Below are 1,044 nucleotides of genomic sequence, written 5' to 3' on the forward strand. Positions count from 1 at the left end.
GTGGAAAAAACTCCAGATGCAGAAAAAAGTCCCGATGTCAATCCATCTAAAGATGGAGAAACTGAAAGTATTCCCTTAGAAGTTATTCCCCCCGCACAGTAAAATCGGACAAAATCAATTTCTGGTGGGGTAGGGTTGATTCATGAATCAACCCTACAGACCCCGGACAGTAAAATCGGACAAAATCAATTTCTGGCTGAGGATAGGAACTCATGCACTCATGCAAGAGGTAGTTAGATATGTGTAATTATAGTCATTTCAGATAAGTCTGATACACTCTAGACCAGTTAAACTCTTATGGACTCTGGCATTGATATTCTCAATCTTAATTGAAATGATTATAATTGTATCTATACTTTAGACGTTCATAATCTGAGATTTATTAAACTTCTGAAATCGTAGAGTCAGCAAGGAATCCAGTTCTTTTTTATGTTTCAGATGGGCATCATTCAGACATTCATAAATAGCTGAAGAAAAGTCAGAAAAGTTTTCATAATATTTACCATATAAACATTTATTTTTGACAAATTTCCCCAGCCTTTCAATTAAATTTAGATTAGGTGAATAAGACGGCAGATAGAGTAGCTCTATTGACAAAGAAAGAGCCAATTATTCAACAATTTTACATTTTTGATAGCGGGCATTATCTAAGACTAGAGTGATGGGAATTATTAGTCCTAAAGCAGCTATTTTTGACGTGAGTTCACAGACTTAAGTTGCTGTAATATAATTGTCATATGTTACCAGAATAACTTCATGAGTTATTGCATTTAATGGTCCTCAAACATTGAAGCGTTTACGCCCAATCGGTGACTTAACAAAAAGTCTCTCAAAACACCAAACAAAACCGAGAAATGCTCCCATGACAAAGTGAGCGGCATCAACAAAAAAAACAGTCCTTTTTCCTTCTTTAGCCTCATTTAGTCTTGGTTCTAGCTTTTTTTCTTTGTAGTCTTCTTGTTCATCTGGGTTAGCTTTAGAAGGAAGAGAACCTACTTTTAAACATTTCATTACCAAGGATTTTAAGAATTTCCTCACTTGGGT

Annotated in this window: 1 pseudogene; it reads right to left on the minus strand. The window is 35.2% G+C overall.

From position 1 onward, the window contains the following. Window positions 1-357: 357 nt before the first annotated feature. A pseudogene (locus IQ242_RS25555) lies at window positions 358-1,044 on the minus strand (IS630 family transposase); the annotation flags it as partial.

It is taken from the genome of Microcystis sp. LEGE 08355, from assembly GCF_015207185.1.
Lineage (GTDB): Bacteria > Cyanobacteriota > Cyanobacteriia > Cyanobacteriales > Microcystaceae > Microcystis > Microcystis panniformis.